At 60.5% G+C, this 24348-nt stretch carries 19 protein-coding genes; 8 read left to right on the top strand and 11 right to left on the bottom strand.

Annotation, left to right across the window (positions count from 1 at the left end):
• Positions 1 to 315: 315 nt before the first annotated feature.
• The gene (gene mtnA, locus KGA81_RS09335; protein ID WP_223545581.1) at positions 316 to 1392 is read right to left on the bottom strand and encodes an S-methyl-5-thioribose-1-phosphate isomerase; all 1077 of its coding nucleotides are present in this window, start codon (positions 1390 to 1392) and stop codon (positions 316 to 318) included.
• A 109-nt stretch (positions 1393 to 1501) separates the two neighbouring features.
• Here mtnA and KGA81_RS09330 point away from each other — a divergent pair, with 109 nt between their 5' ends.
• From KGA81_RS09330 to KGA81_RS09310, 5 genes are all read left to right on the top strand, one after another.
• Complete coding sequence (locus KGA81_RS09330) at positions 1502 to 2836, top strand: TRZ/ATZ family hydrolase (protein WP_223545580.1); 1335 nt, start codon at positions 1502 to 1504, stop codon at positions 2834 to 2836.
• Positions 2837 to 2893: 57 nt separating this feature from the next.
• Entirely contained in the window at positions 2894 to 3592 is a 699-nt protein-coding gene (ubiG, locus tag KGA81_RS09325) for a bifunctional 2-polyprenyl-6-hydroxyphenol methylase/3-demethylubiquinol 3-O-methyltransferase UbiG (protein ID WP_007985381.1), read from the top strand.
• Positions 3593 to 3596: 4 nt separating this feature from the next.
• Positions 3597 to 4268: an N-acetylmuramic acid 6-phosphate phosphatase MupP gene (mupP, locus tag KGA81_RS09320; RefSeq protein ID WP_223545579.1), complete on the top strand. Its 672-nt coding sequence runs from the start codon at positions 3597 to 3599 to the stop codon at positions 4266 to 4268.
• Between the two features lie 190 nt (positions 4269 to 4458).
• A complete protein-coding gene (locus KGA81_RS09315; protein ID WP_223545578.1) occupies positions 4459 to 5199 on the top strand; it encodes a YciK family oxidoreductase in 741 nt (246 codons plus the stop codon).
• A 365-nt stretch (positions 5200 to 5564) separates the two neighbouring features.
• Positions 5565 to 6491 carry a GGDEF domain-containing protein gene (locus tag KGA81_RS09310; protein WP_223545577.1) on the top strand — a complete coding sequence of 309 codons (927 nt, stop codon included), beginning with the start codon at positions 5565 to 5567 and terminating at the stop codon, positions 6489 to 6491.
• 55 nt (positions 6492 to 6546) lie between these two features.
• Here the strand turns inward: KGA81_RS09310 and KGA81_RS09305 are convergent, their stop codons facing one another.
• The 7 genes from KGA81_RS09305 to KGA81_RS09275 all read right to left on the bottom strand — a co-directional run bounded on the left by KGA81_RS09305 (position 6547) and on the right by KGA81_RS09275 (position 14342).
• Positions 6547 to 7308 carry an iron-containing redox enzyme family protein gene (locus tag KGA81_RS09305; protein WP_263293277.1) on the bottom strand — a complete coding sequence of 254 codons (762 nt, stop codon included), beginning with the start codon at positions 7306 to 7308 and terminating at the stop codon, positions 6547 to 6549.
• Positions 7309 to 7384: 76 nt separating this feature from the next.
• A complete protein-coding gene (locus KGA81_RS09300; protein ID WP_223545575.1) occupies positions 7385 to 9844 on the bottom strand; it encodes an EAL domain-containing protein in 2460 nt (819 codons plus the stop codon).
• 166 nt (positions 9845 to 10010) lie between these two features.
• A complete protein-coding gene (locus KGA81_RS09295; protein ID WP_223545574.1) occupies positions 10011 to 11828 on the bottom strand; it encodes an ABC transporter ATP-binding protein in 1818 nt (605 codons plus the stop codon).
• Complete coding sequence (locus tag KGA81_RS09290) at positions 11821 to 12423, bottom strand: DsbA family protein (RefSeq protein WP_223545642.1); 603 nt, start codon at positions 12421 to 12423, stop codon at positions 11821 to 11823. The genes KGA81_RS09295 and KGA81_RS09290 overlap by 8 nt, the downstream gene beginning before the upstream one ends.
• A 36-nt stretch (positions 12424 to 12459) precedes the next feature.
• A complete protein-coding gene (locus KGA81_RS09285) occupies positions 12460 to 13401 on the bottom strand; it encodes a rhodanese-related sulfurtransferase (RefSeq protein WP_223545573.1) in 942 nt (313 codons plus the stop codon).
• Between the two features lie 103 nt (positions 13402 to 13504).
• The gene (locus tag KGA81_RS09280; protein ID WP_008048982.1) at positions 13505 to 13804 is read right to left on the bottom strand and encodes a BolA family protein; all 300 of its coding nucleotides are present in this window, start codon (positions 13802 to 13804) and stop codon (positions 13505 to 13507) included.
• 13 nt (positions 13805 to 13817) lie between these two features.
• Positions 13818 to 14342, bottom strand: coding sequence for a DUF2059 domain-containing protein (locus tag KGA81_RS09275; protein WP_150672654.1), 525 nt, complete (start codon positions 14340 to 14342; stop codon positions 13818 to 13820).
• A gap of 192 nt (positions 14343 to 14534) precedes the next feature.
• Here KGA81_RS09275 and KGA81_RS09270 point away from each other — a divergent pair, with 192 nt between their 5' ends.
• Positions 14535 to 15929 (top strand): class II fumarate hydratase, encoded by a 1395-nt coding sequence (locus KGA81_RS09270; RefSeq protein ID WP_223545572.1) that lies wholly within the window; start codon positions 14535 to 14537, stop codon positions 15927 to 15929.
• A gap of 130 nt (positions 15930 to 16059) precedes the next feature.
• Here the strand turns inward: KGA81_RS09270 and KGA81_RS09265 are convergent, their stop codons facing one another.
• The 3 genes from KGA81_RS09265 to pap form a co-directional block, all read right to left on the bottom strand.
• On the bottom strand, positions 16060 to 17019 hold the full coding sequence (locus tag KGA81_RS09265) for a DMT family transporter (protein WP_223545571.1): 960 nt from the start codon (positions 17017 to 17019) through the stop codon (positions 16060 to 16062).
• A 265-nt stretch (positions 17020 to 17284) separates the two neighbouring features.
• Positions 17285 to 18469, bottom strand: a complete 1185-nt coding sequence (locus KGA81_RS09260; protein WP_223545570.1) for a thiolase family protein — start codon at positions 18467 to 18469, stop codon at positions 17285 to 17287.
• A gap of 102 nt (positions 18470 to 18571) precedes the next feature.
• Positions 18572 to 20095, bottom strand: a complete 1524-nt coding sequence (gene pap / locus KGA81_RS09255; RefSeq protein ID WP_223545569.1) for a polyphosphate:AMP phosphotransferase — start codon at positions 20093 to 20095, stop codon at positions 18572 to 18574.
• A gap of 329 nt (positions 20096 to 20424) precedes the next feature.
• Between pap and mnmC the strand changes: the two genes are divergently transcribed.
• Both mnmC and KGA81_RS09245 read left to right on the top strand, forming a co-directional pair.
• Positions 20425 to 22404 (top strand): bifunctional tRNA (5-methylaminomethyl-2-thiouridine)(34)-methyltransferase MnmD/FAD-dependent 5-carboxymethylaminomethyl-2-thiouridine(34) oxidoreductase MnmC, encoded by a 1980-nt coding sequence (mnmC, locus tag KGA81_RS09250; protein ID WP_223545568.1) that lies wholly within the window; start codon positions 20425 to 20427, stop codon positions 22402 to 22404.
• A gap of 170 nt (positions 22405 to 22574) precedes the next feature.
• Entirely contained in the window at positions 22575 to 24347 is a 1773-nt protein-coding gene (locus tag KGA81_RS09245; protein ID WP_223545567.1) for an N-acetylglutaminylglutamine amidotransferase, read from the top strand.
• Position 24348 lies beyond the last annotated feature (1 nt).

The raw sequence follows: 24348 nt of genomic DNA, 5'->3' as shown, positions 1-24348 counted from the left end.
TTATGCCATGGATCTGCGCAGTACGGGTCGCCACTTCGGGCAACCCTGGAAACCGCCGGATGTTATCACAAGAGCCGCCACGCACCTATCCCCCAGATGCGCATGGAGAGTAGTTAGTTGACCGGTGACAGGCTTGAAGGGGACGAGAGGGGCTTAGAGCTGTGTTGAATGGAGAATTTGTGGCCGATTCGGGTTGGTTCATTGGGTTTGACGGCCCCATCGCGAGCAAGCTCGCTCCCACAGGTTTTGTGCGCACCGCAAACACTGTGGGAGCGAGCTTGCTCGCGATGGCGATTCCTCAGACGCCGACGATAATCAATGCAGACGCTTGCGGCACATCAACTGTGCCATTTTCGCGGTATCCGGGCGCTCGACGATGCCTTTTTCGGTGACGATCGCATCGATCAGGTCTGCCGGCGTCACGTCGAACACCGGGTTGAAGGCATCGACGTCAGCCCCGACGCGCTTGCCACCAACCTCCAGCAACTCGCGACCATCACGCTCTTCAATCGGAATGTCATCGCCGCTGGCCAGGTTCATGTCGATGGTCGAACTCGGCGCCACCACCATGAAACGCACGCCGTGGTGCATGGCATTGACGGCCAGTTGATAGGTGCCGATCTTGTTGGCCACGTCGCCATTGGCGGTGATCCGGTCAGCGCCGACGATGACCCAGGTAGGGCCTTTGGTCTTCATGATATGCGCCGCGGCGGAATCGACATTGAGGGTCACGGGAATGCCTTCGTTGGCCAGTTCCCACGCGGTCAGCCGCGAACCCTGCAGCCATGGGCGGGTTTCATCGACATACACCCGCTCGACCATACCCTCGATGAAAGCCCCACGAATCACCCCCAGCGCCGTACCAAACCCGCCCGTAGCCAGCGCGCCGGTGTTGCAGTGGGTCAGGATCGCCTGGGCGTTGCCCTGATGCTTGCGGATCAGGTCGACACCCAGTTGCGCCATGGTCAGGTTGGCTTCGCGATCACTTTCGTGAATGGCGATGGCCTCGGCCTCCAGTGCCTCCAGCGGATCGGCATTGTCTTTCAGGCGATCGAGCCGGTCGTGCATGCGGCCCAGTGCCCAGAACAGGTTTACGGCGGTAGGACGGGAGTCGGCCAGCAGTGCAAAATCTTCCTCCAGTGCTGCGTACCAGTCACCACCTTCGGCAATCCGGGCACGGGCCGCCAGTACGATGCCATAGGCCGCACTGATACCGATCGCCGGTGCACCGCGCACCACCATCGAGCGAATGGCCTCGGCCACGCCAGCGGCGCTGGTGTAGGCAATCCAGGTTTCCTCGAACGGCAAAATACGCTGATCCAGCAGATGGAGAGCGTCATCACGCCAATCGATGGCCTTTACCTTTTCCGCAGCCAACAGTCGATCGCGCATCCCTCACCCCGCACTCATGAACAAAAGCCGCCGATTATAGCGATCCCCCCGCGAAGACGCTCGGGTATACTTCGCCATCCTATACAAAAAGCACTGGAACCGACCCTCGATGCCGAACACTGCCGCTGCGCTCGACCTGTTATTGCTGCCGACCTGGCTGGTACCCGTCGAACCCGCTGGTGTTGTCCTCAAGGAGCATGGCGTGGGCATCCGTGATGGACGCATCGTGTTTATCGGCCCACGTTCTGCTGCACTGAAGCTTAACGCAACCGAAATCCGTGAATTGCCCGACATGTTGCTCAGCCCCGGCCTGATCAATGCCCACGGGCACGCGGCGATGACACTGTTCCGAGGCCTGGCCGATGACCTGCCATTGATGACCTGGCTGGAAAACCACATCTGGCCCGCCGAGACCAAATGGGTCGATGAAGATTTCGTGCGCGACGGCACCGACCTTGCCATCGCCGAGCAAATCAAAGGCGGCATCACCTGTTTCTCTGATATGTACTTCTTCCCCAAGGTTGCCAGCGAGCGCGTGCACAACAGCGGCATTCGCGCACAGATCGCGATTCCGATCCTCGATTTCCCGATTCCAGGCGCCGGTACGGCGGACGAAGCCATTCGTCAGGGCGTTGAGCTGTTTGGCGATCTCAAGCACCACGAACGCATCAAAATCACCTTCGGTCCCCATGCCCCCTACACCGTAGGCGACGAGAACCTGGAAAAAATCCGGATGATCGCCGAGGAACTGGACGCTTCGATCCACATGCACGTGCATGAAACCGCCTTCGAAGTACAGCAATCGGTGGAGCAGCGCGGTGAACGGCCACTGGCCCGACTGGCGCGCCTGGGGTTGCTGGGGCCGCGCTTCCAGGCGGTTCACATGACCCAGATCAGCGAGGAGGACCTGGCACTGCTGGTAGAAAGCAACAGCAGTGTGATTCATTGCCCGGAGTCGAACCTGAAGCTGGCCAGCGGGTTCTGCCCGGTCGAGCGTTTGTGGCAGGCCGGGGTCAATGTCGCGGTCGGCACTGATGGCGCAGCCAGCAACAATGACCTGGACCTGCTCGGCGAAACCCGCACCGCGGCCTTGCTGGCCAAGGCTGTCGCCGGCTCGGCGACTGCACTGGATGCCCATCGTGCCTTGCGCATGGCCACCCTCAACGGGGCCCGGGCACTGGGTATCGAGGCCGAAACCGGCTCACTGGAAATCGGCAAAGCTGCGGACATGGTCGCGTTCGACCTCTCCGGGCTGGCCCAGCAACCGGTCTACGACCCGGTTTCGCAGCTTATATACGCCACTGGCCGGGACTGCGTGAAACACCTTTGGGTTGCCGGCAAGCAGTTGCTCGACGACCGCCGCCTGACACGCCTGGATGAACAACAGCTTGGCTCTGTCGCCAAGGCCTGGGGCCAGCGCATCAGCGGCCGTACCGAATCGTAAGCACCCTGGAACGCCATCCGGGGCAACAGGATTTTTCAAGTTTTAGAGGACTAGACCATGAGCAACGTCGACTACGCCGAAATCGCCAAATTCGAAGCCCTGGCTCATCGCTGGTGGGACCGCGAAAGCGAATTCAAACCGCTGCACGATATCAACCCGCTGCGAGTCAACTGGATCGACGAACGCGTCAACCTGGCCGGCAAGAAAGTCCTCGACGTCGGTTGCGGCGGCGGCATCCTCAGCGAAGCCATGGCTCAGCGCGGCGCGACCGTGATGGGTATCGACATGGGTGAAGCGCCGTTGGCGGTCGCGCAGTTGCATCAGCTGGAGTCGGGCGTCAACGTCGAATACCGGCAGATCACCGCCGAAGCCCTGGCCGAGGAAATGCCCGAGCAGTTCGACGTGGTCACCTGCCTGGAAATGCTTGAGCACGTGCCAGACCCGTCGTCGGTCATCCGCGCCTGCTTCCGCATGGTCAAGCCCGGCGGCCAGGTGTTCTTCTCCACCATCAACCGCAACCCGAAAGCGTATCTGTTCGCCATCGTCGGCGCCGAATACATCATGAAGTTGCTGCCGCGTGGCACCCACGACTTCAAGAAATTCATCCGCCCGTCCGAACTCGGCGCCTGGAGCCGCATGGCCGGCCTGACCGTCAAGGACATCATCGGCCTGACCTACAACCCGCTGACCAAGCACTACAAACTGGCGGCCGACGTGGACGTCAACTACATGATCCAGACCCTGCGCGAGGAGTAAGCCGATGCCAATCAGAGCAGTTCTTTTCGACATGGACGGCACCCTGCTCGACACCGCGCCGGACTTCATTGCGATCTGTCAGGCGATGCGTGCCGACCGCGGCTTGCCGCCGATGAACGACAAGCACATCCGCGACGAGATTTCCGGCGGCGCCAAGGCGATGGTCGCGGTGACCTTCGCCATGGACCCGGAATCGCCGGGGTTCGAAGCGTTGCGCCTGGAGTTCCTGGAGCGCTACCTCGTAGGCTGCGCCGTTCATAGCAAGCTGTTCGACGGCATGGGCGAACTGCTGGCGGACATCGAGAAGGCCAACCTGCTCTGGGGCGTGGTCACCAACAAGCCACTGCGATTCGCCGAGCTGATCATGCAACAGCTGGGGCTGGCCGAGCGTTCGGCACTGCTGATCTGCCCGGATCATGTGAAAAACAGCAAACCGGATCCCGAGCCGCTGATCCTGGCCTGCAAGATGCTCGACCTGGACCCGGCCAGCGTGCTGTTCGTAGGTGATGACTTGCGCGACATCGAATCGGGACGCGATGCCGGCACCAAGACTGCTGCGGTGACCTTCGGTTATATCCACCCGGACGATAACCCGCGGCATTGGGGTGCGGATGTAGTGGTCGACCATCCGCTGGAGTTGCGCAAGGTGCTCGATAGCGCGCTTTGCAGCTGCTGAGCCAGGTAGCTTGACATGGGCACCTGCTTTTGTGGCGAGGGAGCTTGCTCCCGCTGGGTCGCGAAGCGACCCCTCTGCCTATGCTGCGCCTTATCGGGAACCATTATTAAAAGATTACGACTGCTTCGCAGCCGAACGGGAGCAAGCTCCCTCGCCACAGGTCCGATGCAGGTCTTTGAAGAGGTTTTTTATGTTTGATTATTCCGCTCGCCCCGAACTGCTCAAGGATCGGGTCATTCTGGTCACCGGTGCAGGACGCGGCATTGGCGCCGCAGCGGCAAAAACCTACGCGGCCCACGGCGCAACTGTGCTGCTGCTGGGCAAGACCGAAGCCAACCTGATCCAGGTCTACGACGAAATCGAAGCCGCTGGCCATCCACAACCGGCGGTGATTCCGTTCAACCTCGAAACCGCCCTGCCTCATCAATACGATGAGCTGGCGGCGATGATCGAAAGCGAATTCGGGCACCTTGACGGCCTGCTGCACAATGCTTCGATCATCGGCCCGCGCACGCCGATCGAGCAGCTGTCCGGCGAAAACTTCATGCGAGTCATGCAAGTCAACGTCAATGCCGTGTTCATGCTCACCAGCACTCTGCTGCCGCTGCTCAAACTGTCGAAAGATGCCTCGGTGGTGTTCACGTCCAGCAGCGTCGGGCGCAAGGGACGTGCGTACTGGGGCGCTTACGGCGTCTCCAAATTCGCCACCGAAGGCCTGATGCAAACCCTGGCTGACGAAGTCGACACCGTGGCCCCGGTACGCTCCAACAGCATCAACCCGGGCGCTACCCGCACCAGCATGCGCGCCCAGGCTTACCCGGGTGAAAATCCGCTGAACAACCCGACGCCCGAGGAGATCATGCCGGTCTACCTTTACCTGATGGGCCCGGACAGCACCGGTATCAACGGCCAGGCGTTCAACGCCCAGTAGCGACCGTACGTCGCTTTTTGGTGCCGCGCCGACTTCCTGTCGCGGCACTCGAATACACGCCCGGCACCTGTCAAACAAACGTCGCACACTGCGTTGCACAAGTAATAGACGAAGCACAACCCGTTGATTTAATACAAATTTTATTCATGTGAACCGAGTGGCACGACTTTCGCTCTAAATTTGCTCAGACACGCAACGTGAAAGCGGACGGGAAGAAGCTTGAGTGCGGCGATTACTTATCTCCTACAAAGCAGATTAAACTTGTACGAAATGTCCTACGGGACTGACGGACCAGTACGACGCGCAGCCTAAGCCGCTCTCACCCTGCTTGTAAGACAGCCTTACCGCTTAGGGGCGCACGCCTTATGAAACCACCTTCCCAGACCAACGCAATTGACTTCGACAGCGCCAAATTGCAGCGCCTGGGCTTTGGTCAGCAGCCGCCTCTTCTGACAAGGCCTGTCAGTCTTGCGCAATTGCGCCAGCAACTGAGCCTGCAGCTGCAAACCAGTCTGGAGCCGCAACGCATTCTTGGGACCTTCTATCGCGAGATTCAGCGATTGGTGCCGCTGGACGCCTTGTGCTACCTGCACAAGAGCAGTGACTTGCGTCTGGAGTTCGGCCAACGCGGTCACCATTCCATCAGTTACAGCCTCAGCCACGAAGGCGAACACCTGGGTGAGCTGATTTTCCGCCGCAATCAGCGTTTCACCGAACAGGAACAGGGCAATCTGGAATCACTGCTGGCCGCCCTGCTTTTCCCGATGCGCAACGCACTGCTTTACCGTACCGCCACCCAAAGCGCACTGCGCGACCCGCTGACGGGCACCGGCAACCGCATCGCCATGGACCAGACATTGCAGAGGGAAATCGAGCTATCCCGGCGCCATCTGCAACCGTTATCGGTGCTGATGCTGGACATCGATCATTTCAAGCAAGTCAATGATACCCACGGCCACAGCACAGGTGATGACGTGCTCAAGGCGGTCGCTGCCTCGATCAAAAAGCAGCTGCGCAACGTGGACATGGTGTTCCGTTATGGCGGTGAAGAATTCCTGATCCTGCTGTCGAACACCAGCCGCGAGGCGGCGGCCATGGTCGGTGAGCGACTGCGTTTGGCAGTGCAGTCGCAAGAGTACCTGGCCGATAGTCATATGATCGTGCTGACAGTCAGCCTCGGCTGTTCGACACTGTTACCTGGCGAGTCTGCCGAAAGCCTGTTGCGACGGGCAGACAGCGCGCTGTATGTGGCCAAGCGCGAAGGTCGTAACCGACTGGAGATGGCGGGCTGATAATGCAGGAGCGAGCTTGCTCGCTCCTGCAATGGTTTTTCAAACAGCGATTGAATCAGCTTTCAGCCAGTGCCATCCGCTCACGCGCGACCGGTACCCGCTCTGCGTGCTCCAACTGCATGCAACGCTCGAGAAACAGGTACATGTAGTCGTAGCTCTTGCACACCGCCTGGCGCAACTCCACCTGCAGGGATTTGCTCGGGTTGGTGCCCGCCAATGTGCAAATGATTTCCAGGGCTTCCCATGGATGGGCATCGTCGTACTGGGCATGCATCTTCAGCCACTTCATCGCTCGCTTGCGATCTTCCTCGGGGAACGAGGCGGCGTAGATACCGTTGGAACAAACGACCGCCGACCATTCCCCGGTCGCCCCTTCGATGGCGTAGTTGGTAGCGGCAATCGCAACGATCAGCGAGTCGGCTGAACTGGTGTGCCAGCACCAATGGCTCAAGGCGTGAAGCTCCGGTGCAACCTGCTGTGCCTGCAGGTCTTCCAGGCTGACGCCGTGCGCGCGACTCCAATGCACCCAGTAATCGGCGTGGTTCAATTCGACGCGGATATTACGCATCAGCCAGCGACGGGCCATGTCTTCGCCGGGATGACGGGCAAAGCGTGTCTTGGTGAGGTTTTGTGCCATATACAACGCGAACTGTTCGACCACCGGCCAGCCACCGATCAGGTATTGGCGCATGGTCTTTGCACTGAGTTTGTTGTCTCGCATGCGTTGGTACAGTTCGTGTTCGACAACCCGGCGCTTGCTCTCGCTGCAATCCTGGATCAGGCGCTGGGCCCAGGCAGGGTAACTTGCAGCTTCCATGAGTGGTCCGGTTCGGTTGAATGTGTCGATCACTGTCGAGCTCCTTTTGATTGTGATTGTGAGACCGGCAGGAGTTTCAACGGAACGTGCCAGGGGCCTTGAACAACAGCGGCTGGGGCCTGGCAGGACGACTTAGCAGGCTATCAAAGGTAAACAAATGCGGGCGTTCAATCACATACCCTTGAGCGTAATCCACCCCGATCTCCAGCAATGCCTGCTCGATCTGAGGCGTTTCGACAAACTCGGCAATCGTGCGCTTACCCATGACATGACCGATGTGATTGATCACTTCGACCATGGCGCGGTTGATCGGGTCGTCCAGCATATCCTTTACGAAACTCCCATCGATCTTCAGGAAGTCTACAGGCAAATGTTTCAGGTACGCGAATGAGGACATTCCGGCACAAAAATCATCCAGTGAAAAATAGCATCCTAAGCCTTTGAGTTCATTAATGAATCGAATGGCGCTGCCAAGATTTGAAATAGCACTGGTTTCAGTAATTTCAAAACAAATCATTTCAGGCGGAATCGAATACGTCACAAACTGTTCGCGCAGGAAGTCCAGGAACGCCTCATCCCCGATCGTCGTGCCTGACAGATTGATTGCACACATGGCCAGCGGCCCATGGTGTGACTCGGCCCGGCATTGGGCAATGATCTTGAACACGTTCTGCACCACCCAACGGTCCAGCGAACTCATCAGGCCATAGCGTTCAGCTGCCGGAATGAAGCTGTCGGGCAAGATCATCCGCCCGGCTTCGTCATGCAATCGCAGCAGAATCTCGATATGCCCGCCACCCGGTTCGACATGACCCAAGGGTACAATTTCCTGGGCGTACAGACAGAAGCGGTCCTCCTCCAGCGCCATGTGCAAACGCTGCACCCAGGCCATTTCACCGAAGCGCAGGGACAATTCCGAGTCATCCGGATGATAGACCTGGACCCGGTTCCGGCCCTTTTCCTTGGCCATGTAGCACGCCATGTCGGCAGCACGCAGCGAGGCTTCGAGCGTCGTCGGATTCTGCGCAACATGGACCAGCCCGATACTGACAGTGGCCACGAAAGGCCGGCCCTTCCAGACAAAATGCAGATTTTGCACAGTCTGACGCAGGCTCTCGGCAATTTTCTCCGCCGCTTCCGGTGCGCAGTTTTCCAGCAGGATACCGAACTCGTCGCCACCAAGGCGTGCCAGGGTATCGCCTTCGCGCAACCCGGATTGCAACAAGGCACAGATATGCCGCAACAGTTCGTCGCCCGCCGCGTGACCGCAGGTATCGTTGACCAGCTTGAACTGATCCAGATCGAGGAACATCAGGGCATGGCGACCCGAATGGCGGGTCAGGTTGTGCAGCGCCTGCTCCAGGCGATATTCGAATTCGCGGCGGTTGGCAAGCCCGGTCAAGGCGTCATGGGTCGCCTGCCACGACAGATTGGCGATGTATTGCCGCTCCTGGGTCATGTCATGCAGCACCAGCACCGTGCCGCTGACTTTGCCCGCATTGCGGATCGGCGCCCCCACCAGCGTGACCGACACCGTGCTGCCGTCCAGACGTTGAATCAACTTGGAGTGCTCACTGCCGCCACTGAGTTGGCCACTCAGAATATGTTCGATCAGGGTGAAACCGTCGGTCTGCGCATTTTCATCCAGCAGGTTGAACAACGCCGCCAGCGGCAACCCTGTCGCCTGCTCGGCCTTCCAGTGGGTCAATGCCTCGGCCGCCGGATTCATGTAGGCAATCGCACCGGAGACATCCGTGGTGATCACGCCGTCGCCAATCGATTGCAGAGTGATCTGCGCCCGTTCTTTCTCCAGTTGCAGCGCATCGGCGAAGGCATGGCGCTGCTTGAGCAGTTTATGGGTGCGCATCAAGGCCAATACAATCAAGCCCAGGGCGGTGGCGAGGTTGATCACCAGCAACAGTCGCAGAATCATCCGCGAGCCTTCGCCCAGGGCATCGCTGAAGGCCTTCGCCGCCGGTGTCACGCTTTCGTTGATGACGAATATCTGATCCTTCCAGCGCCTGATATCGGCATCGGTGGCCTGCCTGTCGGTGATGCGCTGATGCATCTGCCGCGCAATGGCATCGAGTTGCACCAGATACGTGTCCCCCACCATCCAAAGGTCGATGGCTTTCTGGTGGTAACTGAAGTGCCGGAAATTCAGGTACAGCCAGATCACACTGGTGATGTCATCCGGATGGTTGCCGCCCTTGAGGATAGCTACACGTGCCGCCTTGATGTCCGGCGGCCGATGATCCAGCGCCACACGCAATTCATGCCCGCCCTGAGGCACGGAAATGGCGTTCTGGTATTTATGAAAAATCGCTTCGTCGCCGCTGTCGGCGTAGAGATTGAGGTAATAGATGGCGTCTTTCTGGCCCTTGGACCACAGGCTCTCCCCGGCGACATAACCGCGAACAGCCGACAGTACATAAAGGCTGAGACCGCCCAAGAGGGCCTGAAACACCACTACGGCGATAAATGGCCAGACAATGCCCAACAGCCGTGGCGTTCCGAGAGTCCGCTTTTGATTCATGAGGTCCCTTGCGTTAGCACTGCTTGCTCGTCTTCCGGACGAAATCGCTACAGCTAGACTAGGTTGCGATCCCGATCCCGGCAAGCGACAAGCTTTGCCCGAAGGGAACATCGCGGCCGCTGAGTTCGGTCGCGATCATGTTTTACCGTATTGGATCGGCGGCTCGCTACAACTGCTGCAAATGCCCATACAGCTTGGCGTATAACCCACCCTCGGCGATCAGTTGCTGGTGGTCGCCGTCCTCGGCAATTTGCCCGCCGTCGAACACCAACACACGATCGGCTTGTTTTACCGCCGAAAGACGGTGGGCAATGATCAGCGTGGTGCGATTGCTCAGGAACCGCGCCAGTGCCTGATGCAGGTTGTATTCGGTGGCGGCATCGAGCGCGGAGGTGGCTTCATCGAGGATCACCACTTTGGGCTCGGCCAGGACCATCCGGGCGATGGCCAGGCGCTGGCGCTGCCCGCCGGACAAACGCACGCCGGAGCGCCCGACGATGCTGTCCAGGCCACTGGGCAGATCCCGGACCGTGCCGTGCAATTGGGCGATTTCCAGTGCCTGCCAGCAGGCCTCGTCACTGCGTTCGCGGCCCATGGTCAGGTTGGCGCGAATGGTGTCGTTGAACAGCGCCGGATGTTGCAGGACTACGGCGACATTTTCCCGCACGGTTTCCAGGCCGATCTCCTGCTGGGTAGAACCACCAAAACGAATGGTGCCCGCCAGCGGCGTATACAAGCCCAGCAGCAGTTGCACCAGCGTGCTCTTGCCGCCGCCACTGGCACCGACGATTGCGACCTTTTCGCCGGGGGCGATGGACAGGTTCATCTGGTTCAAGACCAGTTCATCACCGTAGCCGAAACTCAACCCCTGCACTTCCAGCCCGACCGTCTCGCGACCACTGAACGGGTCGACTCCACCCGAGTACTCAGGCTCATCGGCGCGGGACAGCAGTTCGTTGATCCGCGACAGCGCACCATCGGCTGCGTAGTAGGCATATTGCAGGTTCAGCAGTTGTTCCACCGGACCGATCATGAACCACAGGTAGCTGAACACCGCGAGCATCTGGCCGATTGAAAGGTCGGAAAACAGTACGGTAAGCATCGCCGCGGCCCGGAAAATATCGATGCCGAACTGGAACAGCAAGCCGCTGGCGCGGTTCGACGCATCGGTTTTCCATTGCGAATTCACCGCGTAGTCGCGCACGTCCCGGGCGCGCTGCCCCAAGCGACCGAGGAAAAAACCCTGGCGGTTGCCGGCGCGAACTTCCTGGATCGCATCCAGCGTTTCGGTCAGCGCCTGGGTGAAGCGCGAAGTGCTGTCGTTCTCGAGTTTCTTCAGGTGCTTGACCCGCTTGCCCAATTGCACCGTGGCGTAGATCACCAGCGGGTTGAACAGCAGAATCAGCAGCGCCAGTTTCCAGTGCATCCACATCAGGATGGAGGCGGTGCCCACCAGGGTCAGCATGGCCACGAGGAAACGGCTGAGGGTTTCACCGACGAATTTGTCCAGTGTGTCCAGGTCAGTGACCAGATGCGTGGTCACCGAGCCGCTGCCCAGGCTTTCGTATTCACCCAGCGAGATACGCTTGAGCCGTTCGATCAGGCGTATGCGAATGCGATAGACGATGTCCTTGGCCAGCCCCGCGAACAATTTCGCCTGCACTACGTTGAACATCAGCGCCGCGCAGCGCAGGGTCAGGGTCACCAGCAGCATCAGGCCGATGTAGCCCGCGGCTTTCTGCCAGCCTTCAGGCAGCGCGAGGTTCATGATCTTCAGCGCCGCATCACCGTGCCCCAGCAACACCTCGTCCACCAGCAATGGCAGGAGCAAGGGAATCGGCACGCTGCACAAGGTCGCCAGCACGGCCACGCCGTTGGCGATCCACAGGGATTTCTTGTGATACAGGGCCAGGCGGCGGATTTCTGCCCAGCTCAGACGGTCGACACGTTTAGCGCTTGCAACATCATCGGGCAGGTCATGCACAGGCAGCACGCTCCAGCCAGCGGCCGAGCAGCGCAGACAACTCGCTCAATGGCTGATAGCCGTTGGTCAACAGCGCCAGTTGGCCGTTACGCTCAGCCAGCAGGGTGGGGAAACCGGCAATGCCCAGGTCCTGGACCCAGGTGAAATCAGCTGCCGTCGCGGTGTGCATATCGGCGCGGTCAAACGCGGCGGCGAATTCGATGCGCGGCAGACCGGCCTGTTCGGCCAGCTCCACCAGAACGCTGGCGCGGGTGACGTCGCGTCCTTCGGCATAAAATGCTTTTTGAATCAGCCCGAGCAGTTTCCAGGCACAATCCGGCGCCAGTGTGCGCGCCGTCACCAGTGCCCGGCAGGCAGGTTCGGTATCGTAGACAAAGCCATCGGGTAACGCGCCTTCAAGCTTGAAGGGCTGGCCGGTGGCCTCGGTGACCGCCTGCCAGTGTTCAAGGATGTAGCGTCGGGTCGTCGGTTCCAGCGCCGCACCGCTACCGGTGCGCAAACCTCCCACGATCAGATGCACATCCACACCCGCGGCTTGCGCCTGCTCGACCAGTGCGTTGGCCACCGGGGCAAACCCCCAGCACCAGGAACACATCGGGTCCATCACATAGAGCAGGCGCGCAGACATGGTTCAGGCCTCGGAGGATGCTTGCTTGTAGTTGTAGCCGATCGGATGAGGCTGGTTACGGGCCTTGGCCAGTTCGATCTGCTTCTGCCGGTCGATGGCACTGCGACGGGTCTTCTCACTCAGCTTATCCCAGCAATGCGGGCAACTGATGCCGGCCACGTAATGCTCGGACGCGCGGTCTTCCACGCTCACCGGCGTGCGGCAGGCATGACATTGATCGTAGTCGCCTTCGCTCAGGTCGTGACGAACGGTCACGCGGTTGTCGAACACGAAGCAGTCGCCCTGCCACCTGGTTTCTTCCTGCGGCACCTCTTCGAGGTACTTGAGGATGCCTCCCTTGAGGTGGTAGACCTCGTCGAAGCCTTCGCTGAGCATGTAGCTCGACGCCTTCTCGCAGCGGATGCCGCCGGTGCAGAACATCGCGACCTTCTTGTGCACGGCCGGGTCGAAGTTGGCTTTGATGTAGTCGGGAAATTCGCGAAAACTGGTGGTTTTCGGATCGATGGCGCCTTCGAAGGTACCGATCGAGACTTCGTAATCGTTACGGGTGTCGATCAACAGCACTTCGGGGTCGCTGATCAGCGCGTTCCAGTCCTGCGGATCGACGTAGGTGCCGACCTTTTTGTTCGGGTCCACGCCTTCCACGCCGAGGGTGACGATTTCTTTCTTGAGCTTGACTTTGGTGCGGTAGAACGGCTGATCATCGCAGTACGACTCTTTATGGTCGATGTCGTCCATGCGCGGGTCGTTCTTGAGCCAGGCCATCAGCCCGTCGATGCCTTCGCGGCTGCCGGACACGGTGCCGTTGATGCCCTCTTCGGCGATCAGCAGGGTGCCTTTGATGCCGTTGTCGACCATCGCTTGCAGCAGGGGCTCGCGCAGGGCGACGTAATCTTCCAGGGTGACGAACTTATACAGTGCCGCCACGACAATCTGTTGTGTCATGGGTAAATCTCCAGGTGGCTACCCTCGTAAGGGGTGAACCGGATGCGAAAAAAAACGCGCCGGGTTAGCAGCGCGTTGGGCATTCTAACAAATATTTGCAGCGTTAGTGTTTGCTGCCGCCGGCACAGGTCGGCGAGGCCGGGGCTGCGTCGATCCGGGCCCATTCCTCTGGCGTGTAGGTATGCAGCGCCAACGCATGAAACTCGCCCATCAGCTCGCCGAGCGTGCCGTAGACCTTTTGGTGACGCTTGACCCGGTTCAGGCCTTCGAACTGTGCGCTGACCACCACGGCCTTGAAGTGAGTCTGTAACCCACGGCTGTGCATGTGGCTCTCATCCAGCACTTGCAGATGCTCGGGCTGAAGCAGGGCCAGCGTCGATTCGATGCGTTGTTGCATGGTCATACCGAACTCCGGCTCAAGGCTTTTTCTTGGCTGGCGCAGCCGCGTCTTTCGGCGTCAGCTCGGCAGTCATGTCAGCCAGCAGCTTGTTGACCACCGGCACCGCGCTTTCCAGCTTGGCCTGGGTCATCTGGGCCGATTGCTGGGTCAGCTGGGGCATTTTTTCCAGGACTTTCTTGCCCAGTGGCGACTGGTAGAACGCAACCAGGTCCTTGAGCTCGGATTCGCTGAAGTTGGTGGTGTAGAGCTTGATCATGTCCGGTTTCAGCTTGTTCCAGCCAATGGCCTGGTCCAGAGCGGCGTTGGCCTTGGCCTGGTAGGTTTCCAGCACGGCCTTTTTCGACTCAGGGGCTTTGGTCTGTTCGAAACGCTGGGCAAACATCTGCTGTACTTGCATGTACACCGGGGTGCCCAGTTTGTCAGCGTGCGCCATGGTCAGGAAAGCCTCGGCACTGGCGTTATGGCTGGCGGTGTCGGCAAGAACCTGGCCGCTGGCGCAGACCAAAGCAACGGCGGTACAGATGGCACGAAGACGAGTCATCGAGTTTCCTTTTCTAGCTGGCGAGGTCAGACCCCAAGGGCATCCATTCTGCGCCTAAAAAAGTCTGTCGCTCAACCCCAAGCCTTGTCGCGCCTGATTTAGAGGGCTTCAATGGCTGAAATCGAGACAGATGGAACCCCGGCCATCGATCTCGGCCTAAACTGCGCAATCGGACCTACAGGAGTGAGCAAGATGAGTCGTATCGAAACCGACAGCCTCGGTGAGGTTGAAGTCCCGGATGAGGCCTACTGGGGCGCTCAGACGCAACGCTCGCTGATCAACTTCGCCATCGGCAACGAACGCATGCCGCTGGCGGTGTTGCATGCCCTGGCGCTGATCAAGAAAGCCGCGGCACGGGTCAACGATCGCAACGGCGACGTACCCGCCGATATCGCCCGCCTGATCGAGCAGGCGGCCGACGAAGTGCTCGCCGGCGACCACGACGACCAGTTTCCATTGGTGGTCTGGCAAACCGGCAGCGGCACCCAGAGCAACATGAACGTCAACGAAGTGATCGCCGGTCGCGCCAACGAACTGGCCGGCAACCCCCGTGGCGGCAAGTCCCCGGTGCACCCCAACGATCACGTCAATCGCTCCCAGAGTTCCAACGACTGCTTCCCCACCGCCATGCACATCGCAGCCGCACAGGCGGTGCGGCAGCACTTGCTGCCGGCGATCAGCGAACTGTCCGGCGGACTGGCCGAGCTGGCCGCCCGCCACATGAAACTGGTCAAGACCGGTCGTACCCACATGATGGATGCGACTCCGATCAGCTTCGGTCAGGAAATCTCGGCGTTCATCGCGCAACTCGATTACGCCGAACAGGCGATCCGCAGCGCCCTGCCCGCAGTCTGCGAGCTGGCCCAGGGCGGAACGGCCGTCGGCACCGGGCTCAACTCACCCCACGGCTTCGGTGAGGCCATCGCCGCAGAATTGGCCGCCCTCTGCGGCTTGCCGTTTATCACCGCACCCAACAAGTTCGCCGCACTGGCCGGCCATGAGCCGCTGACCACGCTATCCGGCGCGCTGAAAACCCTCGCCGTGACCCTGATGAAAATCGCCAACGATTTGCGCCTGTTGGGTTCCGGTCCCCGCGCCGGCTTCGCCGAAGTCAGGCTGCCGGCCAATGAACCGGGTAGCTCGATCATGCCGGGCAAGGTCAACCCGACCCAGTGCGAAGCCTTGTCGATGCTGGCCTGCCAGGTGCTGGGCAACGACGTCACCATCGGCTTTGCGGCCAGTCAGGGCCACTTGCAGCTGAACGTGTTCAAACCGGTGATCATCCATAACCTGCTGCAATCGATCCGCTTGCTGGGCGACGGCTGCAGCAACTTCCAGCAGCATTGCGTGGCCGGCCTGGAGCCGGATGCGCAAAAGATGGCTGAACACCTGGAACGAGGCCTGATGCTGGTGACGGCGCTCAACCCGCACATTGGCTATGACAAATCGGCGCAGATCGCCAAGAAGGCCTACAGCGAAGGGCTGACCTTGCGCGAGGCGGCGTTGCAGCTGGGGTATCTGACCGATGAAGAGTTCGATGCATGGGTAAAGCCGGAGAATATGCTGGAGGCCGGGGCCAAGGGCTGAATCTGTAGCGCCTGACAGGCCGTCATCGCGGGCAAGCCACGCTCCCACAGATTTCGAGTCGTTCATCAATTTTGTGGACGACGCAAAACCTGTGGGAGCGTGGCTTGCCCGCGATGAACGATGACGCGGTCTAACTGGCTACCATCCGCACCTTCCGCGCCTTCAACCCGGCAATCAACGAAGGCCCCAACGCCACCAGCGCCGACCCCAGCACCACCAGCACTGCGCCGCCATATCCCAGACCATTGATCGTCTCGGCATGCACATAGTCGGGCCACAACCACGCCGCCATGGCAACCGCCACAAAGGTCACCAGCGGCGTGATGGCCAGCGTTGCGCTGACCCGGGAGGCTTCCCAATGGGCCAGGGCCTCGGCAAACGCGCCATAGGCAATCAGGGTGTTGAGGCAGCACGCCAGCAGCAACCAACCCTGCAACGGGCTCAATTGCAACGCTTCGAGCGGATGCACCCACGGCGTCAACAGCAGCGCGCAAAACAGGTAGATCACCATCATCACCTGCAGCGAATTCCACACGGTCAGCAATTGCTTCTGCCCCAGGGCATAGAAGGTCCAGACCGTGGACGCCAACAGCACCAGCAGCACGCCGGCGGTGTAGTCGGTCAGCGACGTGAGCAGTTCACTCAAGCGCTGGTTGAAAAACAGCGCAAAACCGATCAGCAATACCAACAGCCCGATCCCCTGCCCCAGGCTGAACCGCTCCTTGAACACAAACAGACTGGCGATCAGCAGCATGATCGGCCCCATCTGCACCACCAGTTGCGCCGTACCGGCGCTGAGCAGGTTCAGGCCCATCAGATACAGCACATAGTTACCGACCAGGCCGAGCACCGCCATCAGTACCAGCCAGCCACCACGAGGACCTAGCACTTTGCGGCTGGGCAGACGCCCGGTGGCCGTCAGGTAAACGAACAGGCAGCCGCCAGACACCAACAGGCGAAACCAGGTCACCGTCACCGGGTCCATCACCAGCAGCACTTGCTTGAGCTTGATCGGCAGGATTCCCCACAACAACGCGGTCAACAAGGCCAGGAACAGACCGTAACCCCAGCGACCCGATGAAATGTGCATGTGAACCCCAACGCCAACTGACAGGAGCCGTCATTCTAGGCTCGCAACGGTGGCGTACACAGGCACAGTTTGGGTCTGGCCGCGAATGAAACTGTGCAGGTCGTAATCTTTGAGGGGGATTTTTTACAACCGTGGCGCGCCCATCGCGAGCAAGCTCGCTCCCACAGGTTTGGTGGCGTACACGACATTTGTGATCGCAGCTGAACACTGTGGGAGCGAGCTTGCTCGCGATGGCTATCTGACTGACAACGAGAAAAATCGAGTCTTACCGCACCGCTTCAAACAACCCGGTTGCCCCCATCCCGCCCCCCACGCACATAGTGACGACGCCGTAACGCAGGTTGCGTCGCTGCAATTCACGAACCAGATGCCCGACCTGGCGCGAGCCGGTCATGCCGAACGGGTGACCGATGGAAATCGAGCCGCCGTTGACGTTGTACCGGGCGTTGTCGATTTCCAGGCGGTTGCGGCTGTACAGGCACTGCGAGGCGAAGGCTTCGTTGAGTTCCCACAGGTCGATGTCGCCAATCCGCAAGCCTTTGGCCTTGAGCAGTTTCGGTACCGAAAACACCGGGCCGATGCCCATCTCGTCCGGTGCGCAACCGGCCACGGTAAAACCGCGAAAGAACGCTTTCGGCTTGAGCCCCAGTTCCAGCGCTTTTTCCAGGCTCATCACCAGGGTCATTGACGCGCCGTCAGACAGTTGCGACGAGTTGCCGGCCGTGACCGAGCCATCTTCGGCGAACACCGGTTTCAACCTGGACAGACTGTCCAGGGTGGTGTCCGGGCGGTTGCAGTCATCGCGGTCGACGATGCCGTCGAGGATCTGCACCTGACCGGTGTTTTTGTCTTCGACGCGATACTTCACCGCCATCGGCACGATCTCATCAGCGAACAACCCGGCGGCCTGCGCCTGCGCGGTACGCTGCTGGCTTTGCAGCGCATACAGGTCCTGCTCTTCACGACTGACGCCGTAGCGACGCGCGACGATTTCAGCCGTCTGGCCCATCGGAAAGTAAATGCCCGGCACCTGCTCCTTGAGCAGCGGGTTGATCAGGTTGTCGGTATTGACGCTCTTCATGGTCAGGCTGATGGACTCGACACCGCCGGCGACGATGATGTCGCTGTAACCCGAAGCGATCTGGTTGGCGGCAATGGCGATCGCCTGCAAGCCCGAGGAGCAGAAGCGGTTGAGGGTCATGCCGGCCGTGCCGATGCCCAGGCGCGACAGCACCGCGACATTGCGCCCGATATTGAACCCCTGGGCGCCTTCGTTGGAGCCGGCGCCAACGATGCAGTCCTCGACGCTCGTCGGATCGATACCGGAGCGTGCCAACAGTGCATCGACACAGTGTGCCGCCATGTCGTCCGGGCGGGTCATGTTGAATTTGCCGCGAAAGGATTTGGCCAGGCCGGTCCGCACGCTGTCGACGATCACCACTTCACGCATGGCATACCTCATTGTTGTTATCGGTTGAAAGTGGGCCGAGCATATGTCCAGCGCTTCACCGACCGCGACAATCATTCACCTCGCGTATGCGTAACCATCGCCTCAATCCTTGTCCTTACGCTTCTTGCTCTCATGCCGGTCGGATTTTTCGAAAGCCTCCTCCAGTGCGCGATTGATGGTGCGCAAGACTTTGACCCGTGCCCAGCGCTTGTCGTTGGCTTCCACCAGGGTCCATGGCGCAATCTCGGTGCTGGTACGGTCGACCATGTCGCCAACTGCCGCGCGATAGTCATCCCACTTTTCACGGTTGCGCCAGTCGTCTTCAGTGATCTTGAAGCGTTTGAAGGGAGTCTTTTCGCGCTCCTCGAAGCGCTCCAGTTGCGTTTGTTTATCGATGGACAGCCAGAACTTGACCACGATCACCCCGGCGTCGGTGAGCTGTTCTTCGAAATCGTTGATTTCACCGTAGGCACGCAGCCAGTCCGCCGGGCTGCAAAAACCTTCAACGCGCTCCACCAACACCCGGCCATACCAGGAACGGTCGAACACCGTGAACTTGCCCCGCGCCGGAAGGTGCCGCCAGAAGCGCCACAGATACGGTTGCGCCCGTTCTTCTTCGGTGGGCGCGGCAATCGGCACGATGCTGTACTGGCGCGGATCGAGCGCTGCCGCCACCCGACGGATCGCCCCGCCCTTGCCCGCCGCGTCGTTGCCCTCGAACACCGCCACCAGTGCATGGCGGCGCATGCGTTTGTCACGCATCAACCCGGAAAACCGCGCCTGCTCGGTGATCAGCTGTTCTTCGTAATCTTCTTTGTCCAGGTTCAGGGTCAGGTCCAGGCTGTCGAGCAGGTTCACTTGATCGACGCTGGGGAACACTGGCGCGGCGCTGACCTTTTCCGGATGGATCGTCGGCCGCTGCAATGCGCCGTGCAGGCCCGCCAGCAGAATCCGCCCCACGGCCAGACTGCGATAATGCGCATCCGCCCCGGCGATCACATGCCAGGGTGCATAGTCGCGGCTGGTGCGGCGCAGCACCCGCTCACCATACTTCACGAACCTGTCGTAGGTTTGCGACTGCTGCCAGTCCAGCGGGCTGATGCGCCAGCTGTGCAGCGGGTCGTCGGCCAGCGCCTTGAGTCGCGCCTTCATTTGCTTCTTGGAGAGGTGAAACCAGAACTTGAAGATCAGCGCACCTTCATCGCAGAGCATCTTTTCCAGGCGCTCGGCGCCGTTGATCGCCTGGTCCAGGCGCGGATCCTTGAACTCGCCATGGACCCGCCCCTGCAGCATCTGGCTGTACCAGTTGCCGAAGAAAATCCCCATGCGCCCCTTGGCCGGCAGCATCCGCCAGTACCGCCAGGCCGGTGGCCGCGCCAGCTCTTCGTCGGTTTGCTGATCGAAGGTGCGCACCTCGATCAGGCGCGGGTCCATCCACTCGTTGAGCACCTTGATCGTCTCGCCCTTGCCCGCACCTTCGATGCCATTGATCAAAATGATCACCGGAAAGCGGCGTTGCTGCTTCAATTCGAATTGCGCTTCGAGCAACGCTTCGCGCAGGGCCGGGACTTCGGCGTCATAGGTGTCTTTGTCGATGGCGTGACCGATTTCAGCAGATTCAAACATGAGCGGCTCCCTTCCAGATGTGACCAAGACTAGCGGACGGACCTATTCTGCGGGAAAGAAATCCATTCATGGAGCAGATACGAAACCTGTGGCGAGGGAGCTTGCTCCCGCTCGGCTGCGAAGCAGCCGCAAACTGGCAGATCTGTTCCCAACGCAGATTTGCAAACGTTGGGACAGCTTCGCTGTCCAGCGGGAGCAAGCTCCCTCGCCACAAAAAGCCTCACCATGTCATCGATTTTCGATGACATGGTCAGTGCATGCCTTGCCACGGATCAAGCACCGCGCCATCGATCGGATAGAATGACGGCCTTGCCGTTGCCGAGCCTGCCATGAAACCTGAATTGCCCCACGCCCAACTCGACTGGGATGACCAAGGTCGTCCGTATTCGCGACTGTTCGACGATGTGTATTTCTCCGACCAGTCGGGGCTGGACGAAACCCGCCATGTCTTTATCGAGCAGAACCGCTTGGCGGAACGCTTTGCTGCCTTGCCCGAGGGCGGGCGCCTGGTCATCGGCGAAACGGGGTTCGGCACCGGGCTGAATTTTCTGTGTGCCTGGCAGGTGTTCGAACAACACGCGACGGCCGGAGCGCGGCTGCATTTTGTCAGCGTCGAAAAGTACCCGTTGAGCCCGCCCGACTTGCAACGTGCCCTGGCGCTGTGGCCGGAGCTCAAGGTGTTTGCCGATCAATTGCTGGCGCAGTACGTGGCGATCCATCAGGGTTTTCAGCGCCTGACGCTGGATAACGGTCGCGTGACCCTGACATTGCTGATCGGCGACGCACTGGAACAACTGCCGCAACTCGATGCCCGAATCGACGCCTGGTTCCTCGACGGTTTCGCTCCGGCGAAGAACCCCGACATGTGGACCGCCGAACTGTTTGCCGAACTGGCGCGCCTGGCCGCTCCCGGTGCATCCATCAGCACCTTCACCAGTACGGGCTGGGTGCGGCGCTTGCTCAACGCCGCCGGTTTCAAGATGAAACGCACCCCAGGCATCGGCCACAAATGGGAAATCCTGCGCGGCGAGTTCCTCGGCTCGCCCCAGGACGTGCCCGCCCCGGTGCCCGATAAGCCCTGGTTTGCCCGCCCGGCTCTACTGACCGGCGAACGTCGGGCACTGGTGATCGGGGCCGGGCTGGCCGGTTGCGCCAGCGCCGCCAGCCTCGCCGCGCGGGGCTGGCAAGTGACATTGCTGGAGCGTCACGCCGATATCGCCCAGGAAGCCTCGGGCAACCCACAGGGCGTGCTGTACCTGAAGTTATCGGCCCATGGCACGGCGCTGTCGCAAATGATCGTCAGCGGGTTCGGTTACACCCGACGGCTGCTCGAACACTTGCAACGGGGCCACGACTGGGACGATTGCGGCGTGTTGCAACTGGCCTTCAATGCCAAGGAAGCCGAGCGCCAGGTGCAATTGGCACAGGCGTTTGCGCCGGACTTGCTGCACCTGCTGGATCAACCCGAGGCACAGGCCGTGGCCGGTATCGGGTTGGCACACGGGGGTCTGTTTTATCCCGAAGGCGGCTGGGTCCACCCACCGGCGCTGTGCCAGTGGCAGGCCGCGCATCCACAAATTCAATTGCTCACCCATCGCGATGCGCTGGAGCTGCGCAAGGTTGATGATCAGTGGCAAGCCTGGAACGGCGAGCGTCTGCTCGCCAGTGCACCGGTGGTGGTGCTCGCCGGCGCAGCCGAAATCCGGCGATTCCCCGAGAGTGCCCAGTTACCGCTCAAACGCATTCGCGGGCAAATCACCCGACTGGCGCAAACCCCGCAAAGCCAGGCCCTGAGCACCGTGGTGTGTGCCGAAGGCTATGTCGCCCCTGCGCGTTTTGGCGAACACACCCTGGGGGCCAGTTTCGACTTCAAGAGCGATGACCTGACGCCGACCACGGCAGAGCACCTGGGCAACCTGGCCATGCTCGAAGAGATTTCCCACGATCTGGTCGAACGTCTACAGGCCGACAAACTGACGCCTGAAAGTCTCCAGGGTCGCGCTGCATTTCGCTGCACCAGCCCTGACTATTTGCCGATCGTCGGTCCATTGGCCGACACCCGGGCGTTCGCTCAGGCATATGCCGCGCTGGGCAAGGATGCCCGGCAGGTGCCGGACGCCGAATGCCCATGGCTTGACGGTTTGTATATCAACAGCGGCCACGGCTCGCGCGGCCTGATCACCGCACCCTTGTCCGGGGAACTGCTGGCGGCGTGGCTGGACAACGAGCCCCTGCCGTTGCCCAGAAGCGTGGCCGAAGCCTGTCACCCCAACCGGTTTGCCTTGCGGCGCCTGATCCGGGGCAAGTAGTCGAAACAGCAGCCGAAGTCGCTCTCACCGGGCGACTCGGCCGTGGCCAGTCGCGCATATAACTCATTGATCTAAAACTCCCCTTACCGAGGAGGGTCACTTTCTGAGTACCCGCCGTTTTGGCGCGGTATCGATTGACCCTCCCCAACGGAAAAACCGGTAAGGAACTTATGTGCGGATTAGCTGGCGAGTTACGTTTTGATCATCAACCTGCAGACCTTGCAGCCGTTGAACGAATCACCCATCACCTGGCTCCTCGCGGCCCCGACGCCTGGGGTTTTCATAGCCAGGGGCCGGTTGCCCTGGGCCATCGGCGCCTGAAAATCATGGACCTGTCGGACGGCTCGGCGCAGCCGATGATCGACCCGCAACTGGGCTTGTCCCTGGCCTTCAACGGGGCGATCTACAATTTTCCGGAACTGCGCGCCGAACTTGAAAGCCTGGGATACGCCTTCTACTCCGGTGGCGACACCGAAGTGCTGCTCAAGGGCTATCACGCCTGGGGTGAAGCCTTGCTGCCGAAACTCAACGGCATGTTTGCCTTTGCCATTTGGGAGCGCGATGCCCAACGCCTGTTCATCGCCCGCGACCGACTCGGCGTGAAACCGTTGTACCTGGCGCGCACCGGCCAGCGCTTGCGCTTTGCCTCGGCGCTGCCGGCATTGCTCAAGGGCGGCGACATCAACCCGATCCTCGATCCGGTGGCGCTCAATCACTATCTGAACTTCCACGCCGTGGTCCCGGCACCGCGCACCTTGCTGGCGGGCATCGAAAAACTGCCGCCGGCCACCTGGATGCGCATCGAAGCCGATGGTCGCACCGAGCAGAAAACCTGGTGGACCCTGCCCTACGGCCCTCACGCCGATGAGACGGATCTGACCCTCGAAGACTGGCGCGACCGCGTGCTCGACAGCACCCGCGAAGCGGTAGCCATTCGTCAGCGTGCGGCGGTGGACGTCGGCGTGCTGCTGTCCGGTGGTGTCGATTCCAGCCTGCTGGTGGGCCTGTTGCGGGAAGTCGGCGTGGACAATCTGTCGACCTTCTCCATCGGCTTCCAGGATGCCGGTGGCGAGCGCGGTGACGAGTTCCAGTATTCGGATCTGATCGCCCGGCACTACGACACGCAGCACCATCAACTGCGCGTCGACGAAAAGGAAATCATCGAACAACTGCCCGCCGCGTTCCGTGCCATGAGCGAACCGATGGTCAGCCATGACTGCATTGCCTTCTACCTGTTGTCCCGGGAAGTGGCCAAACATTGCAAAGTGGTGCAAAGCGGCCAGGGTGCCGATGAACTGTTCGCCGGCTACCACTGGTACCCGCAAGTGGACGGTGCGAACGATCCCTATGCCGCGTACCGCGAAGCGTTTTTCGACCGCAGCTACGACGACTATGCCGCCACCGTACAACCGAAATGGCTGACCGCCAATGACGCCGCCGGTGACTTCGTCAAAACCCATTTCGCCAAGCCAGGTGCCGACGCGGCGGTGGACAAGGCCTTGCGTCTGGACAGCACAGTGATGCTGGTGGACGACCCGGTCAAACGCGTCGACAACATGACCATGGCCTGGGGCCTGGAAGCGCGCACGCCATTTCTCGACTACCGCCTGGTGGAGCTGTCGGCACGGATTCCGGGGCGTTTCAAACTGCCGGACGGCGGCAAGCAAGTCTTGAAAGAAGCCGCGCGCCAAGTGATTCCCAGTGAAGTGATCGACCGCAAGAAAGGTTACTTCCCGGTTCCGGGCCTCAAGCATTTGCAGGGCGATACGCTGGAGTGGGTGCGCGAGTTGCTGCTCGATCCCAGCCAGGATCGCGGCCTGTTCAATCCCGCGATGCTCGACCGTCTGCTGACTGACCCACAGGGACAACTGACGCCATTGCACGGCTCGAAGCTGTGGCAACTGGCGGCTCTTAACCTGTGGCTCAGCGAACAAGGAGTCTGAC

This window comes from Pseudomonas sp. A-B-19 (assembly GCF_019947515.1).
Classification (GTDB): Bacteria; Pseudomonadota; Gammaproteobacteria; order Pseudomonadales; family Pseudomonadaceae; genus Aquipseudomonas.
Note: the sequence above shows the minus strand (reverse complement) of the source record. Positions and strands in the feature narration are given on the sequence as shown.